Here is a 4,470-nt window from a genome sequence, read left to right on the forward strand (position 1 = left end):
AAAAGATGTTAAATTATCGTTAATTCCACGCTACTAAGTGTTTAGGGAGAGAAATTTATTGACCCAGGGCTTTTAAAATATTCTGTGCTTTATGCAAAGTTTCTTCATATTCATCTTGTGGATCAGATAATAGCGTAATACCTCCACCCACATTAAAAGAGAGTTTTTGGTTTTGAATAAAAACGGTTCGAATCAAAATATTAAAATCCATTTCACCAGCTCCGTTGATATATCCAAAGCTTCCGGTATACGGCCCCCTGCCCTTTTGTTCAAGCTCTTCAATTATTTGGCATGCCCTGATTTTAGGGCAGCCGGTTATTGAGCCCCCCGGAAACAAGGCTTCCATAATGGCAGAAAAATCCGAAACCGCCAATTCCCCCTCAACATCAGCCACCAAATGAAAGACATTTTTGAGTGTCTTAAGTATTGGAAACTCCTTTACTTTCACAGTGCCGGGTTTGCAGATTTTTGAGATATCATTGCGTAATAAATCAGTGATCATAGCCAGTTCGCGCAGATTTTTTGTATCATTTAACAATTGATTACTGACCATATCATCATCGCCGTTGCGGCCGGCAGTGCCTTTAATCGGAGAAGTGAGGATTTTGCCATTTGCGGTTTTAAAAAACCGTTCAGGGCTGGTAGAGACAAGGTACCTGCCCTCTGATTTATAAAAAACGCCAAATTCTATACGATTAGACTCCAGTAGTGATTTCGCAGCAGCAGCAGGATCTCCGGTAAAATCTGCTGTAATTTTCCGGGTCAGGTTCACCTGGTAAACATCTCCCGCCCGAATATACTTTTGTATACTTTTCACACCTTGCATAAACCCATCCTGATCAGGGTGCGATTGTAAATTGGAAACAGAAAAACTATCCGAACCCGTTTTGGAAAAATTAAATGCCTCATCAATGGATACTGCAACGGTGCTTTCATTGTTTAGTTCAATTTGGTAACCATTTTTAAGTTTCCATTGCTGGTTAAAAATGAACACAAACTGGTACACGTGAAAACTGTATAACGGAAAATCTGTATCACGGAGATTACTATAAATACCATTCTCTTCGACGAGGTGCTTAGCATCATAACCCATATAACCAAAAATCCACGGAAAATCGAAGTGATGATTGTTTTGCAAATGATCAACACTTTCCAGAGATTGGTCTTCAGTTATAGTTTTGAGTGGATTAAAAGCCAAAACAATGCTATTTGAACCATCCACATCCCGGCTTGTATAAAGCAAAGTGCCATTCCATTGTTCTACAAGATTAATCGCTTCTTGCAGTCCAATATCATAATTGATTGAAATCGGATGTGCGCTAAACTTCAACATATTGGTTAAAAAAATTATCAGTGACTAATGCACCTTGAGTGGTAAGGAAGCTCTCGGGATGAAACTGTACCCCGACCCAGGGTTTGTGTTTATGTCTGAGTGCCATTACAGCGTTATTCTCATGTGCAACAGCGAGCACTTTAAATGTTTCAGACGGTAAAAACTGGCGTTCTTGAATTTCAAGCGAATTGTACCTGGCTCCCTCAAAACTGGGACTTACATCTTTAAAAATGTCATTTTGTTGATGTTTTACGATGGTTGCTGCGCCATGGGCCGGCAAGGTTGAACGCGTTACTTTTACACCTTCGCGCCAGGCCAAAAACTGCATTCCCAGGCATACACCAAAAACAGGAATATGCTTTTTTTCAACCACACGCTCAAAATATTCTTGAAGCAAACCGGTCTCGGCCGGCGTCATGGGGCCCGGACCAATAATCAAGGCGTGTGGTATTTGCTGCAGAATTGTACGGTCTCTGTTCCTGAAAACATCGAACCGATACCCAGACCGCACTGTTTTCAAAAGATGTAGCAGGTTGTAGGTAAAAGAATCGTAGTTATCGAATAATATAACTTGCTTCGTCATGGGCAGAGCACAAAAATTCCCGGGGTGTTTGTCCCCGGGAATGGCAAAAATAAGAAATAAATTTTATACAATACGTTTTTCAATATAGTTGGAATTCATCACGCCAAGCGCTCCCATGTAGGTCATCCGCAAACGAATCAAATCACCAACCTTATACCTTGGCTGATCTGATCCCAGGTCAATGACAATCATATCAGAGGAGGCTCCTGCAATCTCCACATCAGCATCAAAGGGTTCAATATGGCGTGGATCAATATCGAGCAAACCAATATCGAGTAAACCCCGGTAAGCAGTTTTTCCTACATCTTTAGGATCGATCTCAGCCTTTTGCCCATCTACATTCTCTCCCAGGTCACCTTCAGGTACAATAGGTTTCTCTGTCAATTCAATTAGCTCTGCATAAAGGGTTAACGCATTTTGTTTCATACCCTTAATGGGTTTGTCATTAATTAAATTATTTCCCAAATAGAGGGTTTCACCAAGGCGGTAATGGTTTATTCCCGGAGGCAGCATACCTTGTAATAACATGGGCAGTGTAACGGATGTACCACCCGACACATATGGAACATTACGACTAAAACGAGCCTCAATGAGCTGTTCGTATAAACTAAGTTGAATCAACTTATCGGGACTTGGCATTACACCACTCATACAACTTAAATTGGTGCCAATGCCCACCACCTCAATATTGGGCATTTCGAATACTTTTTCATAAAAGTCGATAAAATCCTCACGCATAACACCTTCACGCAAGTCACCCATCTCAATCATGATGATAATTTTGTGGACTTTATCCTGTCGTTGGGCTTCCTCTGAGAGTAATTTAATGGTATACGACTCGGTATTTAAACTGATATCGGCGTATGCTACAATACTTTTAATACTCCGTTTTGCAGGTGGCTTGATATAAACAGTTTCGACTTCGGAATCAATGTTTTTTATCTTTTTAAGGTTGCTTATTCGGGAATCGCATACCTGTCCAACACCAAGGTTGATCACCTCTTTTAAATATGCATTGTGCCCACAAAGCAGTTTGGTTACGATACCGAATTCGATGTTGTTTTTATCGAATGTTCGCTTTAGAAATTGATAATTGTGATGTAATTTTTCTCGATCTAATTCTATAAAAGCCATATATTCTTAATTAATTATTTTAAACGTGTTGTACAGAATGCAAAATCTCATGCATTCGTTTGTTTTGGGTCATCAGCATGACCATTGGTCTTAAAGTCATCTGCCACAAGTACAGGCGAAGCTTCCATATCTTGTATTTCTAGCAGCGAGATGATTTTATCAAGCGAGTCACTAATAACTTCAATTGATTCTGCAGAAATATTATCAAGTTTATCGCTCAAACGGGTATGCAACAACTGTGGTGAGTTTTTAAGCATCTGCTCCCCTGCCGAAGTAAGAGAAATATAGGTTGTACGTTTATCTTGCTGCTTAGGCAACCTGGCAACAAACCCTTTCTTTTGTAGCCGGTTGATAATTCCTGTAACTGTACTACTATTAAGTTCCAGGTATCGGGTTATAGCCTTGTGGGTAGCCTGAAAATTGCCAGATTCATGTAAAAACTGTAAACATAAAAGTTGAGGTATGCTGATTCCGTATTTTTTCTGAATTTGCTTCGATTCCAAATTTATAGACCTCACAATCTTGCGAATCCTGATTAAAATTTGTGTTGAGTCCATTTCCATTTCGTTTGTGCACGACAAATATATATTTTTTAATTTGATTTAAGAAATTTCAAATTAGGACTAAAAAGTATTTTTTTCTGATTTTTGTTTTAGTATTTTTACATCGAAATTTAAACAAATCCACCTCATATGAAGAAAATAATTGTAATTATCGCAGCATTAGCCTTAATGACAGCATGCTCTGAGAAAGAAGGTTATGATGTTCACATAAAAACTGTTGAAAAAGAAGCCGACTGGGCTTATCTTTTGAATGTGCAAAACAATCAGCTGGTACCTTTTGATTCAGCCCAATGGAAAGACGGATACCAATTTACCGGTTCAGTAGAACGTCCGGAATTGGTGTTTTTTAACTTAAAAGGTACAAACAAACGGGAACCGCTTTTTCTTGAAAATACAAGCATAACCGTTACTCCGGCAGAGGGTAATCCGGGCAGTTTCAATTACGAAGGTTCGAAACTGAATGATATATTTGAGCAATATAACGACAGCGCCAACTATTATAGCCAGGAAAACCAAAGGTTATATAGCGAATACCAAAAAGCCCGTCAGGATGCAAACAAAACCAGGGAAGACTCAATCAGAGGCCTGGTAGAAGGGCTTTATGATAAGGAACAAGCTTATTCTGAATCTTTTGCCCTGGAAAATTTAGATAACCTTGTGGGTTTATACATTGTGCGTCGCAAACTGGTCTATTCTATGGATTACCAGAAATTGAAAGATGTTTTAGGAAAAGTACCTGAAGACAATCAAAACAATGCTTACTACGAATATTTAGAAAAACATTTGGCGAAACTCGAAAAAACACGTATTGGAAAAGAAGCTCCAACATTCACAATGAAAGATACTGCCGGCAATGA

The 4,470-nt window shown here is 39.1% G+C and carries 5 protein-coding genes; 1 reads left to right on the forward strand and 4 read right to left on the reverse strand.

Going from position 1 to position 4,470, the window contains the following annotated elements:
- Window positions 1-55 precede the first annotated feature (55 nt).
- The 4 genes from VJ937_RS10845 to VJ937_RS10860 all read right to left on the reverse strand — a co-directional run bounded on the left by VJ937_RS10845 (window position 56) and on the right by VJ937_RS10860 (window position 3,607).
- A complete protein-coding gene (locus VJ937_RS10845; RefSeq protein WP_324066982.1) occupies window positions 56-1,333 on the reverse strand; it encodes an anthranilate synthase component I family protein in 1,278 nt (425 codons plus the stop codon).
- The gene (locus VJ937_RS10850; RefSeq protein ID WP_324066984.1) at window positions 1,320-1,916 is read right to left on the reverse strand and encodes an anthranilate synthase component II; all 597 of its coding nucleotides are present in this window, start codon (window positions 1,914-1,916) and stop codon (window positions 1,320-1,322) included. The genes VJ937_RS10845 and VJ937_RS10850 overlap by 14 nt, the downstream gene beginning before the upstream one ends.
- Window positions 1,917-1,979: 63 nt before the next feature.
- Window positions 1,980-3,050 carry an alanine/ornithine racemase family PLP-dependent enzyme gene (locus VJ937_RS10855; protein ID WP_324066986.1) on the reverse strand — a complete coding sequence of 357 codons (1,071 nt, stop codon included), beginning with the start codon at window positions 3,048-3,050 and terminating at the stop codon, window positions 1,980-1,982.
- A gap of 47 nt (window positions 3,051-3,097) precedes the next feature.
- A complete protein-coding gene (locus VJ937_RS10860) occupies window positions 3,098-3,607 on the reverse strand; it encodes a MarR family transcriptional regulator (RefSeq protein ID WP_324066988.1) in 510 nt (169 codons plus the stop codon).
- 135 nt (window positions 3,608-3,742) lie between these two features.
- On the opposite strand from VJ937_RS10860, the gene VJ937_RS10865 reads away from it, so the two are divergent.
- The coding region (locus VJ937_RS10865) for a DUF4369 domain-containing protein (protein WP_324066991.1) at window positions 3,743-4,470 on the forward strand (728 nt) is incomplete at its 3' end.

The sequence above is a fragment of the Salinivirga sp. genome (assembly GCF_035268865.1).
Classification (GTDB): Bacteria; Bacteroidota; Bacteroidia; order Bacteroidales; family Salinivirgaceae; genus Salinivirga.